The sequence below is a fragment of the Sphaerotilus sulfidivorans genome, assembly GCF_013426975.1.
In the GTDB taxonomy this organism is placed as follows: Bacteria; Pseudomonadota; Gammaproteobacteria; order Burkholderiales; family Burkholderiaceae_C; genus Sphaerotilus; species Sphaerotilus sulfidivorans.
On the sequence record NZ_JACCPY010000004.1, the window covers coordinates 54,419 to 74,116 of the forward strand.

The 19,698-nt window shown below is 72.7% G+C and carries 16 protein-coding genes; 13 read left to right on the plus strand and 3 right to left on the minus strand.

The genetic code is table 11. From position 1 onward, the window contains the following. The first annotated feature begins 19 nt into the window (after nucleotides 1–19). Genes mdcA through HZU84_RS03590 form a run of 7 tightly spaced genes read left to right on the plus strand, consistent with a single transcriptional unit; the run spans nucleotide 20 to nucleotide 6,184 of the window. Nucleotides 20–1,705 (plus strand): malonate decarboxylase subunit alpha, encoded by a 1,686-nt coding sequence (gene mdcA, locus HZU84_RS03560; protein WP_149502344.1) that lies wholly within the window; start codon nucleotides 20–22, stop codon nucleotides 1,703–1,705. Between the two features lie 50 nt (nucleotides 1,706–1,755). Beyond that, on the plus strand, nucleotides 1,756–2,091 hold the full coding sequence (mdcC, locus tag HZU84_RS03565) for a malonate decarboxylase acyl carrier protein (protein ID WP_149502345.1): 336 nt from the start codon (nucleotides 1,756–1,758) through the stop codon (nucleotides 2,089–2,091). Further along, the gene (locus tag HZU84_RS03570) at nucleotides 2,088–3,017 is read left to right on the plus strand and encodes a biotin-independent malonate decarboxylase subunit beta (protein WP_149502346.1); all 930 of its coding nucleotides are present in this window, start codon (nucleotides 2,088–2,090) and stop codon (nucleotides 3,015–3,017) included. Before mdcC ends, HZU84_RS03570 begins: the two co-directional genes overlap by 4 nt. Nucleotides 3,018–3,019: 2 nt before the next feature. Continuing rightward, the gene (locus tag HZU84_RS03575; protein WP_149502347.1) at nucleotides 3,020–3,718 is read left to right on the plus strand and encodes a biotin-independent malonate decarboxylase subunit gamma; all 699 of its coding nucleotides are present in this window, start codon (nucleotides 3,020–3,022) and stop codon (nucleotides 3,716–3,718) included. Continuing rightward, entirely contained in the window at nucleotides 3,715–4,407 is a 693-nt protein-coding gene (gene mdcG, locus HZU84_RS03580) for a malonate decarboxylase holo-[acyl-carrier-protein] synthase (RefSeq protein ID WP_244954388.1), read from the plus strand. Before HZU84_RS03575 ends, mdcG begins: the two co-directional genes overlap by 4 nt. After that, nucleotides 4,404–5,270 (plus strand): triphosphoribosyl-dephospho-CoA synthase MdcB, encoded by an 867-nt coding sequence (gene mdcB, locus HZU84_RS03585; RefSeq protein WP_149502348.1) that lies wholly within the window; start codon nucleotides 4,404–4,406, stop codon nucleotides 5,268–5,270. The genes mdcG and mdcB overlap by 4 nt, the downstream gene beginning before the upstream one ends. Beyond that, nucleotides 5,267–6,184 (plus strand): ACP S-malonyltransferase, encoded by a 918-nt coding sequence (locus tag HZU84_RS03590; RefSeq protein WP_149502349.1) that lies wholly within the window; start codon nucleotides 5,267–5,269, stop codon nucleotides 6,182–6,184. The genes mdcB and HZU84_RS03590 overlap by 4 nt, the downstream gene beginning before the upstream one ends. Before the next feature lie 19 nt (nucleotides 6,185–6,203). Here HZU84_RS03590 and HZU84_RS03595 read toward each other — a convergent pair whose 3' ends face one another. The 3 genes from HZU84_RS03595 to thiD all read right to left on the minus strand — a co-directional run bounded on the left by HZU84_RS03595 (nucleotide 6,204) and on the right by thiD (nucleotide 9,415). Beyond that, the gene (locus HZU84_RS03595; RefSeq protein WP_149502350.1) at nucleotides 6,204–7,079 is read right to left on the minus strand and encodes a D-hexose-6-phosphate mutarotase; all 876 of its coding nucleotides are present in this window, start codon (nucleotides 7,077–7,079) and stop codon (nucleotides 6,204–6,206) included. Nucleotides 7,080–7,098: 19 nt separating this feature from the next. After that, on the minus strand, nucleotides 7,099–8,391 hold the full coding sequence (gene hemL, locus HZU84_RS03600; protein WP_149502351.1) for a glutamate-1-semialdehyde 2,1-aminomutase: 1,293 nt from the start codon (nucleotides 8,389–8,391) through the stop codon (nucleotides 7,099–7,101). A gap of 88 nt (nucleotides 8,392–8,479) precedes the next feature. Further along, on the minus strand, nucleotides 8,480–9,415 hold the full coding sequence (thiD, locus tag HZU84_RS03605; protein WP_149502352.1) for a bifunctional hydroxymethylpyrimidine kinase/phosphomethylpyrimidine kinase: 936 nt from the start codon (nucleotides 9,413–9,415) through the stop codon (nucleotides 8,480–8,482). 146 nt (nucleotides 9,416–9,561) lie between these two features. On the opposite strand from thiD, the gene HZU84_RS03610 reads away from it, so the two are divergent. The 6 genes from HZU84_RS03610 (at nucleotide 9,562) to HZU84_RS03635 (ending at nucleotide 19,689) form a co-directional block, all read left to right on the plus strand. Next, complete coding sequence (locus HZU84_RS03610; RefSeq protein WP_037480977.1) at nucleotides 9,562–9,714, plus strand: rubredoxin; 153 nt, start codon at nucleotides 9,562–9,564, stop codon at nucleotides 9,712–9,714. Between the two features lie 146 nt (nucleotides 9,715–9,860). Beyond that, the gene (locus HZU84_RS03615) at nucleotides 9,861–10,229 is read left to right on the plus strand and encodes a response regulator (RefSeq protein ID WP_149505108.1); all 369 of its coding nucleotides are present in this window, start codon (nucleotides 9,861–9,863) and stop codon (nucleotides 10,227–10,229) included. Between the two features lie 14 nt (nucleotides 10,230–10,243). Beyond that, complete coding sequence (locus tag HZU84_RS03620; RefSeq protein ID WP_037480979.1) at nucleotides 10,244–10,609, plus strand: response regulator; 366 nt, start codon at nucleotides 10,244–10,246, stop codon at nucleotides 10,607–10,609. Nucleotides 10,610–10,638: 29 nt separating this feature from the next. Then, on the plus strand, nucleotides 10,639–11,169 hold the full coding sequence (locus HZU84_RS03625; RefSeq protein WP_149502353.1) for a chemotaxis protein CheW: 531 nt from the start codon (nucleotides 10,639–10,641) through the stop codon (nucleotides 11,167–11,169). A 59-nt stretch (nucleotides 11,170–11,228) separates the two neighbouring features. After that, nucleotides 11,229–13,544 carry a methyl-accepting chemotaxis protein gene (locus HZU84_RS03630; RefSeq protein ID WP_149502354.1) on the plus strand — a complete coding sequence of 772 codons (2,316 nt, stop codon included), beginning with the start codon at nucleotides 11,229–11,231 and terminating at the stop codon, nucleotides 13,542–13,544. 10 nt (nucleotides 13,545–13,554) lie between these two features. Further along, nucleotides 13,555–19,689, plus strand: a complete 6,135-nt coding sequence (locus tag HZU84_RS03635) for a hybrid sensor histidine kinase/response regulator (RefSeq protein WP_149502355.1) — start codon at nucleotides 13,555–13,557, stop codon at nucleotides 19,687–19,689. The last annotated feature ends 9 nt before the right edge of the window (nucleotides 19,690–19,698 follow it).

Sequence of the window (19,698 nt, forward strand, 5' to 3'; positions counted from 1 at the left end):
CGCACGAGCGAGCGACACGATGGATTTCCCCTGGAACCAGCGCCAGCAGGACCGCCAGGTCCGGCTGGCCCGCGCCGCCGAGGCGCTTGGCGCCCGCCTGCACGGCAAGCGTCTCGAGGCCCGGGCCGATGCCGAGGCCGAGGCGGTGGTCGCGCTGCTGCACGCGGTGCTGGCGCCCGGCGACCGCGTCTGCCTGGAGGGCAACAACCAGAAGCAGGCCGACTTCCTCGCCAAGGCGCTGGTGCAGGTCGACCCCGAGCGGGTCCATGACCTGCACATGGTCCAGTCGGTGCTCGCGCTGCCGGAGCATCTGGATGTGTTCGACCTCGGCATCGCCTCGAAGCTGGACTTCTCGTTCTCCGGGCCGCAGGGCGGGCGGCTGGCCTCGCTGGTGTCGCGCGGGCAGATCCGCATCGGCGCCATCCACACCTATCTGGAGCTGTTCGCCCGCTACTTCGTCGACCTGACGCCCCGCGTGTCGCTGATCGCCGCGCACAGCGCCGACGCCGACGGCAATCTCTACACCGGCCCCAACACCGAGGACACGCCGGCCATCGTCGAGGCGACCGCCTTCAGCGGCGGGATCGTCATCGCGCAGGTCAACGAGATCGTCGAGCGCGTGCCGCGGGTGGACGTGCCGGCCGGCTGGGTGGACTTCGTGGTGAAGGCGCCGCGCCCGAATGTCATCGAGCCGCTGTTCACCCGCGACCCGGCGCAGATCAGCGAGATCCAGGTGCTGATGGCGATGATGGCCATCAAGGGGCTCTACGCCGAATACGGCGTGCAGCGGCTGAACCACGGCATCGGCTTCGACACCGCGGCGATCGAGCTGCTGCTGCCGACCTATGGCGAATCGCTCGGTCTGAAGGGCCGGATCTGCCAGCACTGGGCGCTGAACCCGCACCCGGCGCTGATCCCGGCGATCGAAGCGGGCTGGGTGCAGTCGATCCACTCCTTCGGCTCGGAGCTGGGCATGGAGGACTACATCCGCGCCCGCTCCGACGTGTTCTTCACCGGCCCCGACGGCAGCCTGCGCAGCAACCGCGCCTTCAGTCAGGCCGCCGGGCACTATGCCTGCGACCTCTTCATCGGCTCGACGCTGCAGATGGATCTGGCCGGCAACAGCTCCACCGCGACGCTCGGGCGCATCACCGGCTTTGGCGGTGCGCCGAACATGGGCGCCGACGCCCGCGGCCGGCGCCATGCCAGCCCCGCATGGCTGAAGGCGGGCGCGCAGGCCCGCGAAGGCCTGGGCGGCGCCCGCGGCACGCCACGCGGCCAGAAGCTGGTGGTGCAGATGGTCGAGACCTTCCGCGAGCACATGCAGCCCGCCTTCGTCGAGCGGCTGGACGCCTGGACCCTGGCCGAGCAGGCCGGCATGGCGCTGCCGCCGATCATGGTCTACGGCGAGGACGTCACGCATGTGCTGACCGAGGAGGGCATCGCCAACCTGCTGCTGTGCCGCACCGACGAGGAGCGCGAGCAGGCGATCCGCGGCGTGGCCGGCTACACCCCGGTCGGGCTCGGGCGTGATCGGCGCATGGTGGAGAACCTGCGCGACCGCGGCGTGATCCGCCGCCCCGAGGATCTGGGCATCGATCCGCGCCAGGCCAGCCGCCAGCTGCTGGCGGCGCGCTCGATGCGCGATCTGGTCGAGGCCTCCGGCGGGCTGTATGCGCCGCCGGCCCGCTTTCGCCACTGGTAGGCCACGACGCCTTGACGCCTCGAAAGCCACGAACCGCCACGGACATCACGATGAGCACACCGTCCCCCGGACTCGACGCGCTCGAGTTCTCCTTTCCCGGCACCCGGACCGTCGGTGCCTTTGCGCCGGTGCTGGTCGGCGTGGTCGGCTCCGGTCATCTGGAGGTGCTGATGGAGCCGCATGACGGCCCGGACTGCCGCATCCGCGTCGAGACGTCGGCGCGGGGCTTCCGGCCGATCTGGGCCGCGGTGCTGGCGGACTTCCATGCCCGCCACCGCTGGTCGGGGCTGCGGGTGTCGATCAACGACATGGGCGCCACGCCGGCCGTGGTGGCGCTGCGCCTGGCGCAGGCCGAGGCCGAGCTGCTGGCCGGAGACCGCACATGAGCCGCCTGAGCTATGCCGAATGCAGCGCCCGCGAGCGCCTGGCCGCGCTGCTGGATGCCGGCAGCTTCCATGAATGGCTGCCGCCGGCGCAGCGCGTCGCCAGCCCGCATCTGGCCGCGCTCGGCGTGCCGTCGGCCTTCGACGACGGCGTGGCGATCGGCCGCGCGCGGCTGGGTGGCCGGCCGGTCTTCGTCGCGGCGCAGGAAGGGGCCTTCATGGGCGGCGGCGTCGGCGAGGTGCATGGCGCCAAGCTGGTCGGCCTGCTGCGCCGGGCGCAGGCGGCGCAGACCGCGCAGGGGTCATCCCAGGGCGAATGCCCCGAGGCGGTGCTGCTGCTGCTCGAGTCCGGCGGCGTGCGGCTGCATGAGGCCAATGCCGGGCTGATCGCGGTGTCGGAGGTGATGCGTGCGCTGCTCGACCTGCGCGCGGCCGGCCTGCCGGTGGTGGTGCTGATCGGCGGCGGTGCGGGCTGCTTCGGCGGCATGGGCATCGTCGCCAGCTGCGCCGACCGGGTGGTGATGAGCGATGTCGGCCGCCATGCGATGTCCGGGCCGGAGGTGATCGAGGCCTCGCACGGCGTCGAGGAATTCGATTCGCGCGACCGCGCGCGGGTCTGGCGCACCACCGGCGGGCGTCACCGCTACCTCTGCGGCGACTGCGATCTGCTGGTCGAGGACGATGTGGCCGCCTTTCGCGCGGCGGCGCTCCTGGCCATCGGGCAGGGCCCCCGGCCGCTGACGCTGGCGGCCCTGCAGGCGCAGCAGGCCGTGCTGGAGGCGCGCAGCCGGCTGGCGCAGGGCGCCGACGACGCGACCGCGCTGTGGCGCCGCCTGGGCGTGACCGAGGCCGAGGCGGTGCCTGACCTGGCGCTGGAGCGGCTGCGCGCGCTGCGCCCGCTCCACCTGGCTGACGACACCGGAGCCTGACGATGAACTGGAACGATCTGGCCACGGCGCTGTTCGGTGCCGATCATGCGGTGCGTGCCGACGGCGTCTTCCTGTCGGGCACCGGGCAGCTCGATGGGCGCACGCTGGCGGTCATCGGCAGCACCGACCATGCCGCGATCGGCTTCGACCTGGCGCTGCGCCAGGCGCAGGCGGTGCTGCAGGTGGTGGTCGACGCGCCGGGCCGCCCGATCCTGCTGCTGATCGACACCCAGGGCCAGCAGCTGCGCCGCCACGACGAGATGCTGGGCATTCACCGCGCGATGGCGCATCTGGGGCAGTGCATCGACCTGGCGCGGCGCCAGGGCCATGCGGTGCTCGGGCTGGTCTACGACCAGGCGCTGTCGGGCGGCTTCATCACCTCCGGCCTGATGGCCGATGCCTGCGACGCGCTGCCCGGCGCCGAGATCCGCGTCATGCGCCTGCCGGCGATGGCGCGCATCACCCGGCTGCCGGAGGCGATGCTGGCCGAGCTGTCGCAGGCCAATCCGGTCTTCGCGCCGGGCGTGGCCAACTATGTCGCGATGGGCGGGGTGCGCCGGCTCTGGCAGGGCGACCTGACCGAGGCGCTGCGCCTGGCCCTGGCCGATCTGCCGGCCGCGGACGAGCGGGCCCGCGACGGTCTGGCGCGTGGCGGGCGGCGGCTGGCCGACACGGTCATTCGGCAGGTGCTGTCGGCATGAGCATGAGCCGGGGGGTGGGGCTCGAGGCGCTGCGCCGCCACCAGCTGGCGCATCTGACGCCGGCGGGCTGGGCCGGGCTGCTGGCGCAGTCTGGCGCCTCCTTCGAGCCGATGGCGCAGGACTGCCTGCATTTCTGGGCCGAACATGACCTGCCGCTGGTGGTGACCCGTCAGCCCGGTGCGGGCCGGGTCGATCCGCAGGGGCAGCTGGCCCTGGGGCTGCCGGCGCCGGCGGCCTGGCAGCGCCTGCGGCTGGCGCTGCAGGTGCCGCTGGACTCGGTGGCGCGACTGGGCGAGTTTCCGCCGGCGCGCCAGGCGCTGCCGCTGCTGCCGGCGCTGGCCCGTGCGCCGATGCAGAGATTGCTGGATGCGCTGCAGGTGCTGGACTGTCCGGCCCGGGTGCATGGCAGCCACGGCTGGCAGCTGATCAGCGGCCAGACCTGCCTGCGTCCGAGCTCCGACCTCGACCTGTGCCTGCCGGTGCAGGACCGGGCGCAGGCCGATGCGGTGGCGCTGCTGCTGGCGGCGCAGGACGGCTCGGCGCTGCCGCCTCTGGACGGCGAGCTGGTCTGGCCGGACTGCGCTGCGGTGGCCTGGCGCGAATGGGCCGCCTGGCGCGCTGGCCGCACCCGGGAGGTGCTGGTCAAGCGGCTGCACGGCGTGACGCTGGAGCGTGGGGTCGGGGCATGAGCGCGCTGCGTCAGCCGTGTGCGTCGCCGCCCCTGTGGTCCGAACAGGCCCAGGCCCTGGGCCGCGCCGCCACGGTCGCGCTGCACGACGAGCTGTCGCTGGCGCCCAAGCCGGGGCTGGTGTCCTTCGCCGACAGCGGCAGTCACACCGACATGGACGCCTCGACCTTCCTGCGCAGCCTGTTCTCGCTGCGTCGCGCCTTTCCGGCCTTTGCGAGGCTGGGCGCTGCCGGCGCGTCCTTTGCCGCGCTGGAGCAGGAGGGCCTGGCGGCCGAGGCCCGCATGCTGCGCGCCACCGGCGGCATCAACACCCACCGCGGTGCGATCTTCACGCTGGGGCTGCTGTGCGCGGCGGCCGGGCGCCTGCGCTCGAACGGCCAGGAGCCGACGCCCGCGGCGCTGCGTGACGCGCTGCGCCAGGGGTGGGGCGAGGCGCTGGTCGCGCGGGCGCAGCGCTCGGCGGGCGCGATGTCGAACGGCGCGATCGCCGCGCGCCGCCACGGCCTGCGCGGCGCCGGGCTGGAGGCGGCCGAGGCCTTTCCGGTGCTGTTCGAGGCGGTGCATCCGGCGCTGGCGGACGCGCTGGCGCGGGGCCTGCGCCCGGAGCAGGCGCGGCTGGAGGCGCTGTTCGCGGCGATGGCGGCGCTGGACGACACCAATCTGGCCCACCGCGCCGGCCTGGAGGGACTGCGCCATGTGCAGCGGGTGGCACGCGATTTTCTCGCGGCCGGTGGTGCAGCCGCGCCGGGTGCGCTCGAGCGCGCCCAGGCGCTGCACCGCGAGTTCGTCGCCCGGCGGCTGTCGCCCGGCGGCGCGGCCGACATGCTGGCCGCCGCCTGCTGGCTGCAGCGGGTGGGACGATGACGCTGGCGCTGCTGTTTCCCGGCCAGGGCACGCAGCACCCGGATCTGCTGCCGTGGCTGGAGCGCACGCCCGCCTGCGCGCCGGTGCTGGCGGCGATGGCCGCGCGGATCGGAGCCGACTGGCGCGCCGCTCTGACCGAGCCGGACCGCGCCAGCGACAACCGCTTCGCCCAGCCGCTGCTGACCGGGCTGTCGCTGGCCTGCTGGACGGCGCTGGCCGAGCGGCTGCCGACGCCGGGCGTGGTCGCTGGCTACAGCGTCGGCGAGCTGGCTGCGGCCAGCGTCGCCGGCCTGTGCGATGCCGCCACCGCACTGGCGCTGGCCGAGCAGCGGGCCGAGCGCATGTCGCAGGCGGTGGCCGGACGTCGCACCGGGCTGCTGGCGGTTCAGGGCGTGCAGGCCGGGGGCCTGCAGCCGGTGCTGGATCGCCACGGGCTGGCGCTGGCGATCCGCATCGCGCCCGACAGCGCGGTCATCGGGGGTCTGGCCGAAGCCCTGGACGCGGCGCAGGCCGAGCTGGCGGCCCAGGGCGCGCGCCTCACCCGACTGGCAGTGCAGGTGGCTTCGCACACGCCGTGGATGGTGCCCGCCGCAGCGGGCTTCGCCGAGGATCTGGCTGCGGCCAGGCTGGCCGCGCCGCGTCTCTGGCTGGCGTGCAATGCCGACGGCGTGGCGCGCCGCGACCGTGCAGGCGTGCTGCGCGGTCTGGCTGCGCAGATCGCCGCGCCGGTGCGCTGGGACGCCTGCATGGACAGCGTGGCCGAGCGCGGCGCACGCTGCGCGCTGGAGATCGGCCCCGGGCGCACGCTGGCGAAGATGTGGCAGGCGCGCCATCCGCACATCCCGGTGCGTTCGGTCGAGGATTTCGGCTCGTCTCAGGCGGTGGCCGACTGGGTGGCGCGCACGCTGGCGTGAAGCTGAACGCGGGTCGGCGTCAGTCCTCGACCACCAGCGTCTGCATGCCCGCCCACTCCTCGCCCGGACTCAGGCGCACCGGATTGCCGATCTGCGCGGCCTCGACGCAGAGCATCTGCGGCCAGTCCTCGTCGGGCATGTCGGGCAGGCTGGCGCATTTCTCGGGGCCGGGGTTCCAGACCACCGTGTCCTCGAACTGGCTGGCGATGATGCGCACCTTGCGGCCGGCCTCGCGCAGCAGCAGCTCGCGCGGCGCCTCCCAGTAGATGCGGTCAAGCTCCTGGGCGATGGTCACCACGTCGACCCACTGCTGGCGCGGCTGGTCGAGCACCGCGTCCTGGTAGTTGATGCCCTGCAGGCCCTCGAGCTGGGCGCGGCCCACATCCCCGCAGCGCAGATAGGTGTGCAGCGCGGCCTGGAAGTCGATCGTGCTGTCGCCGGTGTTGATGACGGCCAGCTCCATCTCGAGGCGACGGGCGTCGACGCTGACCGTCATCTCCAGCGCGAAGCCGTGCGGCCAGATCGCGCGGGTGGCCTCGTCGGCGTCCAGGCGCAGCACCGCGAAGGCGTGCTCGCCGCGCACGGTGGCCTCCTGCAGCGCCCAGGCGCGGTTGCGCGCGAAGCCGTGCTTGGGCAGCGGGCCCTGCTGGTTGAACTGCGGGAAGATCACCGGCACGCCGCCGCGCACCGCGGCCGTGCCGCCCAGCGCGCTGGTGGGCGAGAGGTAGAGCTGCTCCTCGCCGAGCGCCGGAATCCAGGACACGACATGCGCGCCGTGCAGCAGGACGGTGGCCTGCGCGCCGGCGGGCGAGCGCAGATGCACGGCCGGCTGGCCGTCGAACAGGCAGGCGCCGGTGGGTTGCGAGGCGCGGGGCAGGGCGGTGTCGTCGCTCATCGTGCGTGGAGACAAGGGATCAGAGGGTGCGGAAGACCTCGGCGGCGGCGGCCACCGTCGCGGCGATGTCGGCGTCGGTGTGCGCAGCGCTGACGAAGCCGGCTTCATACAGCGCCGGCGCCAGGTAGATGCCGCGCTCCAGCATGCCGTGGAAGAAGCGGTTGAAGCGCGGCTGGTCGGTGGTCATCACCGTGGTGTAGTTCTGCGGTAGCTCCGGCATCAGGAAGAAGCCGAACATGCCGCCCTGGCTGTCGACGCAGAAGGGCACGCCGGCCGCGTCGGCCGCGCCCTTCAGGCCGTCGACCAGCGCGCGGGTCTTGGCGCCCAGCGCGTCGAAGAAGCCGGGGCGGCTGATCTCGCGCAGCGTGGCCAGGCCGCAGGCGGTGGCCACCGGGTTGCCGCTGAGTGTGCCGGCCTGGTAGACGCCGCCCAGCGGCGCCAGGTGCGCCATGATGCGCCGCGAGCTGGCGAAGGCCGCCAGCGGCATGCCGCCGCCGATGACCTTGCCGAACACCGAGATGTCCGGGCGGAAGCCGGGAATCGCCGCGGCGTACAGGCTCTGCGCCGAGCCCGGCGCGACCCGGAAGCCCGTCATCACCTCGTCGAAGATGAACAGCGCGCCATGCTGGTCGCACAGCTCGCGGATGCGACGCACGAAAGGCACGGCCGCGCGCACGAAGTTCATGTTGCCGGCGATCGGCTCGATCATCACGCAGGCGATCTCGGGCCCGTGGGCCGTGAAGGCCTCCTCGATCTGCTCGAGGTTGTTGTACTCGAGCACCAGCGTGTGCTGCACCACCTCGGCCGGCACGCCGGCGCTGGTCGGGTGGCCGAAGGTCGCCAGGCCCGAGCCGGCCTTGACCAGCAGCGCATCGGCGTGGCCGTGGTAGCAGCCCTCGAACTTGATGATCTTCGAGCGGCCGGTGGCGCCGCGCGCCAGGCGGATCGCGCTCATGCCGGCCTCGGTGCCGGAGCTGACCAGGCGCACCTGCTCGATGCTCGGCACGTGGCGGATGATCTCCTCGGCCAGCTCAACCTCGCGCTCGGTGGGCGCGCCGAAGCTGAAGCCCTCGACCGCGGCCTTCTGCACCGCCTCCAGCACCGCCGGGTGGCCGTGGCCGAGAATCATCGGGCCCCAGGAGCCGATGTAGTCGATGTACTGGGTGCCCTCGGCGTCCCACATGTACGCGCCCTGGGCGCGTGCGATGAAGCGCGGCGTGCCGCCGACGGCGCGGAAGGCGCGCACGGGAGAATTGACGCCGCCGGGAATCACCTGGCGGGCACGCTCGAACAGCTGGTCGTTGGTGGTCATCGGTCGCGGGCCGGTCGGAGCCGGCGGTCTTGTGGGGGCCGCGGGCGTCCGTCCGGTCCGGGCGGACCCCGATCGGCCGAAGGAAGGATCAGTGGATGCTGCGCGGCTTGCCGGGCGTCGGCTCCAGGCCGGCGGCCATCGGGTCCTCGGCGCCGTCCTCGCCTTCCTCGTCCTCGGGCGGCAGCGCCCAGAAGAAGCGGTCGGGCACGACATTGCCCATGCCCGGACGGAAGCCCGCGTCGAGCGACTGGTCGAGGAAGGCCAGCGCTTCCGACACCGCCAGATGCAGCTCCTGGCCGGTGGCCAGGAGTGCGGCCAGCGCCGCCGACAGCGTCTCGCCGGCACCGATAAAGCTGGTGTCGAAGCGCTCGAACTTCTCGCCGGTGATCGCGCCCTGCGGCGAGGCCAGCACATTGTCGACCTGGTTGTTGGGCAGCTGCACGCCGGTCACCAGCACATAGCTGGCGCCATGCTCTCCGGCGGCCACCGCCAGCTCGCGTGCGGAGGGCGGGCGCTCGGCGTCCCACTCGGGCAGCAGGAAGTCGGTCAGCGTCTTCTGGTTGCCCACCAGCACCTCGGTCTGCGGCAGCACCAGCTCGCGCAGCGCGTCGAGATAGGCCTGGGCCTCGTCCTCGTCGTCCATCCAGGACAGCGTGGGCAGGTAGGTGACCAGCGGCACGTCGGGATAGTCGGAGAGCACCTCGGCGACGGCGCCGACCGTCTCGGCATTGCCGAGAAAGCCGACCTTCCAGGCCGAGAGGGTCACGTCTTCCAGCACGCCGCGGGCCTGTTCGGTCACCGCGTCGGCCTCGAGCGTGACCTGCTCGAAGACCTCGGCGGTGTCTCGCATCACGATGGTGGCGACCACCGGCAGCGCATGCGCGCCCATCGCGGCGATGGTGGCGATGTCGCCGGCGATGCCGCCGGCACCGGTGGCGTCACTGGCATTGAAGCTCATCACGCAAGCCGGGGCCGGCAGGTCCTGGGGGTCTTCGCTGGCGGGATCGGTTGCGATGGGGTTCATCCGGGGGTATTCGGGCGCGGGAGGTTTCTGGGAATTGTTGCGGAGCTTGCTGCCTGTTCTTGCTTTTCGGGCAAGGCCAGTGGCTACAATCCTCAGCCATTGTAGTGACAAGCTGACCCTCTGCCGTGAGTTCCCCGAAAACCTGGATGTGCCTGATCTGTGGCTGGATCTATGACGAGGCCGCCGGTGATCCCGAGCACGGCATCGCGCCCGGAACCGCCTGGGCGGACGTGCCGATGAACTGGACCTGCCCGGAGTGCGACGCCCGCAAGGACGACTTCGAGATGGTCGAGATCTGACCCCCGCAGGGTCCGCGGACCGGCGCCTGTTCCGCGGTGGCCGGTCCTGGCCCTGCAACGCTGACGATGGCTTCAACCGAGGAAAGGTCGCCGTGGAACTGGAACCTGATTCGACGCCCCTCGATGCGGCACGCGAGCGCACCGCGATGCGGGTGCTGGTCATCGACGACAGCAACACCATTCGCCGCAGCGCCGAGATCTTCCTGAAGCAGGGCGGCTGCGAGGTGGTGCTGGCCGAGGACGGCTTCGACGCGCTGGCCAAGGTCAGCGACCACCGTCCCGACCTGATCTTCTGCGACATCCTGATGCCGCGCCTGGACGGCTACCAGACCTGCGCGATCATCAAGCGCAATCCGCAGTTCGCCAGCGTGCCGGTGATCATGCTGTCGTCCAAGGACGGGCTGTTCGACAAGGCGCGTGGCCGCATGGTCGGCTCCGAGGACTATCTGACCAAGCCCTTCACCAAGGACCAGCTGCTGCAGGCCGTGCAGCAGCATGGCCGGGTCGAGGCGTGAGCGGGGCTGACCCGATGACCATCCGCAGCATCCTGCTGGTCGACGATTCCCGCACCGAGCTGCATGTGCTGTCGGACCTGCTGGTGCGCCAGGGCTACCGTGTCCGCACCGCCGAGAACGGCGACGAGGCGCTGCGCCGCATCGCCGAGGAAAAGCCCGACCTGATCCTGATGGATGTGGTCATGCCCGGGCAGAACGGCTTCCAGCTCACCCGCACCATCACCCGCGATCCGCGCTATGCCGACGTGCCGGTGATCATGTGCACCAGCAAGGGCCAGGAGACCGACAAGGTCTGGGGCATGCGCCAGGGCGCGCGCGACTATGTGGTCAAGCCGGTCGATCCGGGCGAGCTCGTCCAGAAGATCCGGGCCTTCGGCTGAGCCGGCCCACCACAGGACGGGACGCGACGATGGCCAACAAGGAAGCGCTCAGGGCCCTGCAGGGGCGCCTGGCCGAGCGGCTGCAGGAGGTGCGCAGCATCGAGCATGTGTCGGGCTGGCTGGCGGTCGAGTGCGCCGGCCAGGCGCTGCTGTTCCCGCTGGCCGAGGCCGGCGAGATCTTCCAGCCCGGTGCACTGCTGGAGGTGCCGCACACCGAACCCTGGTTCCTGGGCGTGGCCAATCTGCGCGGCTCGCTGACCGGCGTGGTCGATCTGGCCGGGGTGCTGGGCCTGCGAGAGCGGGTGCCCGTCGCGGTGCGCGACCAGGCGCATGTGGTGGCCTTCAACCCGAGCCTGGACATCAATGTGGCGCTGCTGGTCGATCGGCTGGCCGGGCTGCGCCATCCTGAGCAGATGCAGGCGGTGGCGTCGGCCGACGCGACGGCGCCCGCCTTCGCCGGGGGCTGCTGGCGCGACGGGGCCGGGCGGCTGTGGCAGGAGATCCGGCTGTCGATGCTGCCGCGCGAGGAGCGTTTCCTGCGCATCGTCGCCGCCCGATGACCCCGCCGGTCGCCGCTGCCGGCGTCCGGACGACAAGACACAGGAAAGACGAGGCGTGGATGAGTTTCATGGACAGGCTCAAGGGGCGCGGCCGCAAGGACCGCGATGCCGCGCAGCACGAGGATTCCTCGCTCTCCGGCCCGTATTCGGGCCTCGAGGCCGATCTGCGCGACACCGTCCAGGACAGCGGGCTGGGCACCACCGTGTCGGTGCCTGACGCGATCATCAGCGAGGCCTCGCCCTCGGTGCTGGCGGTGGCCGGGCCGCGTCGCGTGGCTGAAGCCCTCGAGCGCCAGCCGCAGCCGGGATCGGGTGCGCGCCTGCCGCTGATCGGCCACTGGTCGTCCGACCGCCAGCAGCGCCTGCTCGGCGGCGTGCTGGCGGCGGGCGTGCTCGGCCTGGTGCTGGCCTCGGTGCTGACCGCACGCTCGGCCGGCGGCAGTGCCGCGCAGGTCGGCGCGACCGGCCAGGCGCTGATGCAGTCGCAGCGGCTGGCCAAGTCGGTGCTGCAGGCGGTGGCCGGCCGGCCCGAGGCCTTTGCCGAGGTGCGCGATGCCGCCGCGGTGCTGTCGGCCGATGTGCGCGGCCTGCATGGCGGCCGGCCCGAGACCGGCCTGCAGGCGCTGCCGCTGCATGCGCGCGGCCAGATCGAGCCGCTGCTGGCGGTGGTCGAGAAGACCGAGCGCCATGCCGCCACCGTGCTGGCGCAGGAAAAGCTGCTGACCCAGGTCTCGCAGGCGCTCAAGGCGATCAACCGCCAGTCCGGCGAGCTGCTGGAGACCGCCGAGGCGGTGGCCGCGGCCAAGGTGCAGCAGGATGCGCTGCCGGCCGAGGTGTCGGCCGCCGGCCGGCTGGTGATGCTGACCCAGCGCATCGGCAAGTCCGCCAACGAGGCGCTGACGATCGAGGGCGTCTCGCCGGAGGCGCTGTTCCTGCTCGGCAAGGATCTCAACAGCTTCCGCGACATCGCCCGCGGCCTGCTCGACGGCAATGCCGACCTGCGCCTGACCGCCACCCGCGACCCGGCGCTGCGCGCCCGGCTCGAGGCGCTGCTGAAGGCACATGACGAGCTGCGCGTCCAGGCCGGCGCGATCCTGGGCAATCTGCAGGGCCTGGTGTCGGCCCGCGAGGCCCAGGCCGCGATCATCACCGATGCCGAGGTGCTGCGCCTCGGCCTGGAGCAGGTGCGCACCGGCATCGGCTCGGCCGGCGGGCTGGGCTGGTTCAATGTGGCGTTGCTGGCGGTGTCGCTGCTGCTGGGCGCGGTCGGTGGCGTCGGCCTGCTGATGGTCTTCACCCATGACCAGCGCACCCGCGCGCTGCTGTCGGACAGCCAGCGCCTGGAGGCCGAACGCCAGGAGCGCGAGGCCAAGCGCGTCAACGACGCCAACCAGGCGGCGATCCTGCGGCTGATGAACGAATTGCAGACCGTGGCCGAAGGCGACCTGACGCAGCAGGCCACCGTGACCGAGGACATCACCGGCGCGATCGCCGACTCGGTGAACTACACCGTGGAGGAGCTGCGCTCGCTCGTCTCGCAGGTGCAGGGCACGGTGGCGCGCGTCACCGACACCACGCAGCAGGTCGAGGCCACCTCCACCGAGCTGCTGGCCGCGTCCGACGAGCAGCTGCGCGAGATCCGCGAGACCGGCGAGGCGGTGCTGCAGATGGCCGGGCGCATCCAGCGCGTCTCGGGCCAGGCGCAGCAGTCGGCCGACGTGGCGCGCCATTCGCTGTCGGCGGCGACCTCGGGCCTGACCGCGGTGCTCGACACCATCGGCGGCATGAACACCATCCGCGAGCAGATCCAGGAGACCTCCAAGCGCATCAAGCGGCTGGGCGAGTCCTCGCAGGAGATCGGCGAGATCACCGAGCTGATCTCCGACATCACCGAGCAGACCAACGTGCTGGCGCTGAACGCGGCGATCCAGGCGGCGTCGGCCGGCGAGGCGGGGCGCGGCTTCTCGGTCGTGGCCGAGGAGGTGCAGCGCCTGGCCGAGCGCTCGGCCGATGCCACCCGCCAGATCGCGGCGCTGGTCAAGACCATCCAGACCGACACCGCCGATGCGGTGGTGGCGATGGAGCGCTCGACCCAGGGCGTGGTCGAGGGCGCCAAGCTCTCCGACAACGCCGGCACCGCGCTGACCGAGATCGACCGTGTCTCGCGCCAGCTCGCCGAACTGATCGAGGCCATCTCGGCGCAGTCCCGCCTGGAGGCCGAGTCGGCGACCATCGTCGCGCAGAACATCCAGCACATCTTCGCGGTCACCGAGCAGACCGGCGAAGGCACCCGGTCCACCGCGCAGCTGGTCCGGCAGCTCTCGCGCACTGCCGAGGAGCTGCGGCAGTCGGTGGCGCGCTTCAAGATCAGCTGAGCGAGTTCCCATGTCATCGCCCCGAGACACTGCCCCGACCGACGATCTCAGCGCACTTGCCTGGGTCCATGACGAGCTGCGCCGCACGCTGGAATCGGCCCAGAAGTCGCTGCGCCGCTACCTGCGCGAGGTCGGCGAGGCCGACCGCTCGGACCTCGACGATGTCGATCCGTCCATCCTGCGCCAGGCCCGCCAGCAGATCCATCAGGGCGCCGGCGCGCTCGAGCTGGTCAACCTGCCGGAGGCCGCGCTGGTGATGCGTTCGGCCGAGCAGCTGGTGCAGCGCTTCGTGGCGCGGCCGCAGCGCCTGGACAGCGCCGGCGTCGAGGCGGTCGAGAAGGCGCTGTTCGCGCTGCTCGACTTCCTGGCGCGCAAGCTCGCCGGCCAGCCGGTGCAGCCGGTCGGGCTGTTCGCGCAGTGGCGCACGCTGCTGGAGCTGACCGGCGCCGAGCGCATTCATCCGGCCGATCTGTGGCGGCGCGACTGGCAGTGGCATGCGCTGCCGGCCGCTGTCGAGGTGCCGGCGGCGCTGGTGAAGCCGGCCGACGCGACGCAGCTGGCGCGCTTCGAGAAGGCGCTGCTGGTGCTGATGCGCCAGAACCATCCGGGCGCCGCGGCCGCGCTGTCGCGCGAGTGCGCGGTGCTGGGCGCGGCCAGCGCAGGCCATGAGCAGGCGCTGTGGCGGCTGGCCGCGGCCTTCTTCGAGGCCTGGGCGCTGGCGCTGCTGGCGCCCGACCTGTATGTCAAGCGCAGTGCCTCGCGGGTGATGGCGCAGCTGCGCGGCCGTGTCAAGGGCGATCCGGACCTGTCCGACCGTCTGGCCCAGGATCTGCTGTTCCACTGCGCGCGTGCCTGGCCGGCCGAGGCGCAGGCGGCGCCGTGGCTGCGTGCGGTCCATGCCGCCTGGCATCTGGTGCCCGAGCCGCTGGTCAGCTATGACGAGCCGCTCTACGGCCGGCGTGATCCGGCGCTGGTGCTGCAGGCGCGCCGTCGCCTGCAGGCCGCCAAGGAGGCCTGGGATGCGGCTGCGGCCGGCGACGCGCAGCGCATGCTGCATCTGGGCGAGACCTTCTCGCTGGTGGGCGATTCGGTCTGCCGGCTCTACGCCGACGGCCGTGCGCTGGCCGGCGCCCTGAGCCAGGCCGCCGAGACGACGCTGCGCAGCGGCCGCGCGCCCCAGCCCGAGCTGGGCATGGAGGTCGCGACCAGCCTGCTCTATCTCGAGGCCGCGATCGACGCGGGCGATTTCGACGGCGGCGTGGCCGCGCCCGCGCACCGGCTGGCCGAGCGCATCGGCCGGGTGCTGTCCGGCCATCCCGCCCAGCCGCTCGAGCCCTGGATGGAGGAACTCTACCGCCGGGTCAGCGACCGCCAGACCCTGGGCAGCGTGGTGCAGGAGCTGCGCGGCGCGCTGCTCGAGGTCGAGCGCCAGATCGACCAGTTCTTCCGCTCCCCGCGCGAGAGCGGCCTGCTGGCGCCGGTGCCGGGCCAGCTCGGCGCAATGCGCGGCGTGCTCTCGGTGCTGGGGCTCGATGCCGGCATCTCGACGCTGCAGCGCATGCGCGCCGATGTCGAGCAGCTGCTGCACGACGACCGCGGGCCGCAGGATCCGGTCACGCTGGGCGCCTTCCAGCGTCTGGCGGCCAATCTGGGCGCGCTCGGCTTCCTGGTCGACATGCTGGGCGTGCAGCCGCAGGTGGCGCGCACCCTGTTCGTCTTCGACGAGCGCCTGGGCGTGCTGGCGCCGCTGATGGGACGCTCGGCGGTCGATGTCGACGTGATCGAGCGCGCCGAGGCGCTGGTCGAGGCGGTGCGGGAGGCGACGCTGCCGCTCGACCAGATCTCCTCGCAGCTGCAGGCGCTGCAGGACGAGTCGCGGGTGGCGGCGGTGCCGGCGCTCAGCGATCGCCTCGAGGCGGCCCGCCAGGCGCTGACGCAGGCCGATGGCGCCGGGCGGGCGCAGGCGGTGCAGGCGGTGCAGGACTTCGTGGCCACCGCGACCGCGCCGCTGGACTTCGACCCGCTGGGGCCGCCGCTGACCGAGCGTCCGCTGGCACCGCCGCCGCTGGCCGAGCCGCCCGCCTTCGCGCCGACCGGTCTGGAGGACGATCACGAGATGCGCGACGTCTTCCTCGAGGAGTCGCGCGAGGTGATCGCCGATGCGATCGACGCGCTGCGGCAGCTCGAGGCCGATCCGTCCAGTCTCACGCTGATCACCCGGCTGCGCCGCGCCTTCCATACCCTGAAGGGCAGCGCGCGCATGGTCGGCCTGAACGCCTATGGCGAGGCCGCCTGGTCCTGCGAGCAGCTCTACAACCACTGGCTGGCCGCGCAGGTGCCGGCCACGCCGAACCTGCGCACGCTGACCGGGGACGCCATCGCCTACCTGTCGGCCTGGACCGAGGCGATCGCCGGAGGTGACGCGCAGATCTTCCTGCCCGAGCCGCTGATCGCCGCCGCCGAGGCGATGCGCCAGGCCGGCGAGCTGATGCGGGTGGTGCTGCCGGGCGAGAGCCGGCCGCTGCCGATGCCGGCGCATGGGTCCGTCGGCCTGCCCGGCGTCGAGCCGGCGGTGGACCTGGAGGTCGACCTGGAGGTGCCGATCGGCACCCAGACCGCGCCGCTGATGGAGCCGCTGCAGGCCACCCGGCCGATGGATCTGCCGCTGCTGCTGCCCGAGACCGCACACGCGGCGCCGCCGCCGGTCGAGCTGCTCGACCTGGATCTGGGCGAGCCGCATCCGGCGCCGGCGGACTTGCCGCCCGCACCCGCATTCGCCCCCGCGTCTGGCCTGGACCTGGATCTCGATCTGGCCCCCGATCCGGCGCCGGCCGAGGTGGTGGCGCAGGCCGAGTCGGTGGACATGCCGACTCCGACCGACACCCAGTCTCCGTCCACCACGCATGCGGGCGGTCTGATGGCCGAGTCCGATCTGGTGCGCGAGCCGGTCGCGCCGATCACCGAACTCGAGCCGCTGACGCTCGAGATGCCGGACGCCGATGCCGATGCCGCGCCGGCCGGGGCCGAGGTGATCCAGCTCGAGGAATTCCGGGCCCAGGTCGGCGCCGAGGTGCTGCGCGCGGCCCAGCCCGAGCGCGATCCGGATGCCGACCAGATCAAGGTCATCGGTCCGCTGCGGCTGCAGATCCCGCTGTTCAACATCTATCTGAACGAGGCCGACGAGGTCTCGCGCCGGCTCGGCACCGAGCTGACGCTGTGGTCGATGGAGCTGCCGCGCGCGCTCGACGCCGAGGTGGTGGTGCTGGCGCACCGGCTGGCCGGCAACTCCGCCACCGTGGGCTTCACCGACCTGGCCCAGCTGGCCCGGCTGCTCGAGCAGGCGCTGCAGCAGGTGCCCTCGCTGCAGCGCCATGCCCTGCTCGAGGCGGGAGACGCCGAGCTTTTCGTCACCGTCAGCGACGACATCCGTCGGCTGCTGCACCAGTTCGCCGCCGGTTTCCTGCGGCCGGCCTCGCCGGTGGTGCTGGAGCGGCTGCAGGCCTGGCTCGACGAGGTGCCGCGCCGCCTGCCTGCGCCGACGGACGGTCTGAGCGGTGACAGGGCCGCGGACGGGGCGGCCGACATGGCGCCTGACGTGGCAGCGGCGGCGGCGCCGCAGCCCCTGCCTGTTCTGGCGCCGTCATCCGCGCGCCAGCCCGATCCCGAGCTCGAGGCCGACATCGACCAGATCGATCAGGTCGATGCCGACCTGTTCCCGATCTTCGTCGAGGAGGCCCAGGAGCTGCTGCCGCTGATCGAGATGCAGGGTGCCGCCTGGCAGCGCGACCCCGATCTGTGCGAGCCGGCGCCGGCGCTGATGCGGGCGCTGCACACCTTCAAGGGCAGCGCACGGCTGGCCGGCGCGATGCGCCTGGGCGAGATGGCGCACCGCCTGGAGTCGGCGGTCGAGGCGCTGGGCATGGCGCCCGACGGGCCGGGCCTGCAGCGGCTGTCGCGCCAGATCGATGCGCTGTCGGCGGCCTTCGAGGCGCTGTGCGCCCGTCAGGCCGGTGCGCCTTCGACGCTGACGGTGTCCTGGGCCACCCGGCCGGCACCGCTGCCGCCGGTCGAGCCGAGCCGCCCCAACCATCCGCCGGAAGCGGCGATGATCTCGCTGGTCGATCCGCCCCGGACGGCTGTGGTGCCGGCCGGTGCCGCGGTGGCTGCGCAGCCGCCCGCCGAGTCCGCGCCCGCGCTGCCGCCGGCGCAGCCCGGCGAGGGCGTCGACTGGAGCCGCTACCTGGCCGCTGCCGCCGCGATGCCGGCGATGCCGCAGCCGCCCGAGCGCGCGCCGGTCAACCCACAGCCGCTGCGGGTGCGTGCGCCGCTGCTCGACCGGCTGGTCAATCTGGCCGGCGAGGTCAGCATCACCCGCTCGCGGCTGGAGTCCGAGCTGGCGCAGATCCGCGGCTCGCTGGGCGACCTCACCGACAACCTCGAGCGCCTGGGCCGCCAGCTCCACGACGTGACGCTGCAGGCCGACACCCAGCTCGAGTCGCGCCAGGCGGCCGCGCGGGCGGCGGCGCAGGAGTTCGATCCGCTCGAGCTCGACCGCTACACCCGGCTGCAGGAACTCACCCGCATGATGGCCGAGTCGGTCAACGACGTGGCCACCGTGCGCGGCGCGCTGCAGCGCACGCTGCAGACCGCCGAGGACGAACTGGCCGCGCAGGCCCGGCTGACCCGCGAGCTGCAGGGCGATCTGCTGCGCACCCGCATGGTCGAGTTCGAGAGCCTGTCCGAGCGGCTGTACCGCGTGGTGCGGCTGGCGGCGAAGGAGACCGGCCGCCAGGTGCGCTTCGACATCGTCGGCGGCTCGATCGAGGTCGACCGCGGCGTGCTCGACCGCATGAACGCGGTGCTCGAACACCTGCTGCGCAACTGCGTCACCCACGGCATCGAGCCGCCCGAGCAGCGCCAGGGCGCCGGCAAGGATCCGACCGGCAGCATCGTCATCACGCTCGAGCAGGAAGGCAACGAGGTCAGCGTCGAGGTCCGCGACGATGGCGCCGGCCTGGATCTGCCGCGCATCCGCCGCCGTGCGGTCGAGATGGGCCTGATCGCCGAGGGCGCCCGGCTCGACGAGCATGAGCTGGCGAACCTGATCTTTGCGCCGGGGCTGTCCACGGTCGAGGTGCTGACCGAGGTGGCCGGGCGCGGTGTCGGCATGGATGTGGTCAAGTCCGAGGTGCAGGCGCTGGGCGGGCGCATCGAGATCCTCAGCCGAGCCGGGCGCGGCACGCGCTTCCGGCTGGTCATGCCGCTGACGACGGTGGTCACGCAGGTGGTGCTGCTGCGCGCGGGCAGCCGCTCGATCGCGGTGCCGTCCCATCTGGTCGAGCTGGTGCAGCGCCAGCCGCTCGAGCAGGTGCAGCAGGCCGCGCATGACGGCCAGTACCTGTACGGCGGCCTGCGTCTGCCGTTCTACTGGCTCGGCGCGCTGCTGGGCGGCAGCGGGCACAGCCTGGAGATGGCCGGTGCACGCACCCTGCCGCTGGTGGTGGTGCGCTCGGCGCAGCAGCGGGTGGCGCTGCAGGTCGACGAGGTGCTCGGCAGCCATGAAGTGGTGGTCAAGAACCTGGGGCCGCAGCTCTCGCGCCTGCCGGGGCTGGCCGGCATGACGCTGCTGGCCTCCGGCGCGGTCGCGCTGATCTACAACCCGGTCACGCTGGCGGCGGTCTACGGCGCCGAGGCGCAGCAGCTGATGCAGGTGCCCGAGGCGCTGCCGCGCGGCACCGCGCCGCTCGAGCCGGTGCGGCCGGCGCCGCTGGTGCTGGTGGTCGACGACTCGCTCACGGTGCGGCGCATCACCCGGCGGCTGCTCGAGCGCGAGGGCCTGCGGGTCGCGCTGGCCAAGGACGGCATGGAGGCGCTGGAGCTGCTGGCCGGCGAGCGCCCGGCGGTGGTGCTGTCCGACATCGAGATGCCGCGCATGGACGGCTTCGACCTGCTGCGCAACATCCGCGGCGATTCGGCCCTGGCGGACCTGCCGGTCATCATGATCACCTCCCGGATTGCGCAGAAGCATCGTGATCTTGCGCACGAGCTGGGCGCCGACGGCTATCTGGGCAAGCCCTATGGCGAGGAGGAACTGCTAAGGCTGATCCGTCGACATGCCGATGTAGCGGCACCTCTCCCGCTCTGACGGAGTTTT

Excerpts from the sequence above, each read along its gene's own strand:
- mdcA (WP_149502344.1), top strand. The coding sequence starts at position 20 with ATGGATTTCCCCTGGAACCAGCGCCAGCAGGACCGCCAGGTCCGGCTG.
- mdcC (WP_149502345.1), top strand. The coding sequence starts at position 1,756 with ATGAGCACACCGTCCCCCGGACTCGACGCGCTCGAGTTCTCCTTTCCC.
- HZU84_RS03570 (WP_149502346.1), top strand. The coding sequence starts at position 2,088 with ATGAGCCGCCTGAGCTATGCCGAATGCAGCGCCCGCGAGCGCCTGGCC.
- HZU84_RS03575 (WP_149502347.1), top strand. The coding sequence starts at position 3,020 with ATGAACTGGAACGATCTGGCCACGGCGCTGTTCGGTGCCGATCATGCG.
- mdcG (WP_244954388.1), top strand. The coding sequence starts at position 3,715 with ATGAGCATGAGCCGGGGGGTGGGGCTCGAGGCGCTGCGCCGCCACCAG.
- mdcB (WP_149502348.1), top strand. The coding sequence starts at position 4,404 with ATGAGCGCGCTGCGTCAGCCGTGTGCGTCGCCGCCCCTGTGGTCCGAA.
- HZU84_RS03590 (WP_149502349.1), top strand. The coding sequence starts at position 5,267 with ATGACGCTGGCGCTGCTGTTTCCCGGCCAGGGCACGCAGCACCCGGAT.
- HZU84_RS03595 (WP_149502350.1), bottom strand. The coding sequence starts at position 7,079 with ATGAGCGACGACACCGCCCTGCCCCGCGCCTCGCAACCCACCGGCGCC.
- hemL (WP_149502351.1), bottom strand. The coding sequence starts at position 8,391 with ATGACCACCAACGACCAGCTGTTCGAGCGTGCCCGCCAGGTGATTCCC.
- thiD (WP_149502352.1), bottom strand. The coding sequence starts at position 9,415 with ATGAACCCCATCGCAACCGATCCCGCCAGCGAAGACCCCCAGGACCTG.
- HZU84_RS03610 (WP_037480977.1), top strand. The coding sequence starts at position 9,562 with ATGTGCCTGATCTGTGGCTGGATCTATGACGAGGCCGCCGGTGATCCC.
- HZU84_RS03615 (WP_149505108.1), top strand. The coding sequence starts at position 9,861 with ATGCGGGTGCTGGTCATCGACGACAGCAACACCATTCGCCGCAGCGCC.
- HZU84_RS03620 (WP_037480979.1), top strand. The coding sequence starts at position 10,244 with ATGACCATCCGCAGCATCCTGCTGGTCGACGATTCCCGCACCGAGCTG.
- HZU84_RS03625 (WP_149502353.1), top strand. The coding sequence starts at position 10,639 with ATGGCCAACAAGGAAGCGCTCAGGGCCCTGCAGGGGCGCCTGGCCGAG.
- HZU84_RS03630 (WP_149502354.1), top strand. The coding sequence starts at position 11,229 with ATGAGTTTCATGGACAGGCTCAAGGGGCGCGGCCGCAAGGACCGCGAT.
- HZU84_RS03635 (WP_149502355.1), top strand. The coding sequence starts at position 13,555 with ATGTCATCGCCCCGAGACACTGCCCCGACCGACGATCTCAGCGCACTT.